The sequence below is a fragment of the Staphylococcus sp. HMSC13A10 genome, assembly GCF_001808005.1.
In the GTDB taxonomy this organism is placed as follows: domain Bacteria; phylum Bacillota; class Bacilli; order Staphylococcales; family Staphylococcaceae; genus Staphylococcus; species Staphylococcus pasteuri.
In genome coordinates this window covers 1-1,262 of sequence record NZ_KV791885.1, presented here as the reverse complement: position 1 = coordinate 1,262, position 1,262 = coordinate 1, and the positions used below count along the sequence as shown (strand labels likewise).

Annotated in this window: 1 protein-coding gene; it reads right to left on the bottom strand. The window is 30.7% G+C overall.

Features of this window, described 5'->3' with window-relative positions; translation table 11 throughout:
• Positions 1-191 precede the first annotated feature (191 nt).
• The coding region (locus HMPREF3125_RS12305) for a sodium:solute symporter family transporter (protein WP_070454076.1) at positions 192-1,262 on the bottom strand (1,071 nt) is incomplete at its 5' end.

Genomic DNA, 1,262 nt, shown 5'->3' with positions numbered 1-1,262 from the left:
GTGGGATGTTCTTTAGCAATTTCAATATAAGCATCATGTAGTAGTAGATAGATAATGCAATTTGCTATTATATTAGATAAGTGTTATTGAAATTGATAAAAACTATATACTTCAATAAAATGAAATTTGTAAATACAAAAATAAGAGATAGAACCAAAATTTCTTGTTCTACCTCTTTAAGTGATAAAGTGTTATTTTTCTTTTATAAGTTTTTTAACTTCTTCTAATTCTTTTCCAACATCTCTGTTTGGTTTTTTAGTTATAAGACTTACGATATAAGTCACAATCAAACTTGTTAAAAATCCAGGAATAATTTCATATAAATTAAAGAAGTCATTATATTCTCCCAATGGTTTCACAAAAACAATCCAAATAATGACTACAACTGATCCTGATATCATACCAGAAATAGCTCCTGTACGACTTAACCCCTTCCAATAGAGAGATAGTAATACTAGTGGACCAAATGCAGCACCAAATCCAGCCCATGCATTACCAACAAGATTAAGTATAGTATCATTCGGAGTCCATGCGATTATAATAGATATAATTGCTATAATAAGAACAGATAATCGACCTACTAATAAAAACTCTTTTTTATGTTTTTTTGCAGCTTCTTCGCCTCTAATTAATTTATAGAAATCTTCAGTAAGTGAACTAGAAGTAACAAGTAGTTGTGAGGAGATTGTACTCATAATAGCTGCTAAAATTGCTGCAAGAAGGAAACCACCAACCAATGGATGGAATAAAATTTGACCCATTAAAATAAAAAGCGTTTCTGGATCATTTAATTTAACTCCTCTATCTTGAACAAAAGCAATACCTATCAATCCTACACATACAGCACCAATTAAACTAATAGCCATCCAACTAATACCAAATCTTCTGGCAGTTTTTAATTGACTAACAGATTTGATTGACATGAATCGTACTATAATATGCGGTTGACCAAAATAACCTAATCCCCAAGCAATGAAAGAAATAATTCCCACAATAGTGGTACCTTTAAATAAATCTAGATTAGTTGGTTTTAAATCTGCTGCTTGAGAAAATGTATCAATGCCACCTAATTGCATCATTGCGACAACTGGCACCATAATCATAGCAATTAACATAACTACACCTTGAAAGAAATCAGTTAATGATACTGCTAAATATCCCCCAAAGAATGTATAAGCAATGACAATCACCGAAACTAGAATAAGACCAATATGATAATCTAGACCAAAAGCACTATTAAATAATTTACCACCTGAAACAAT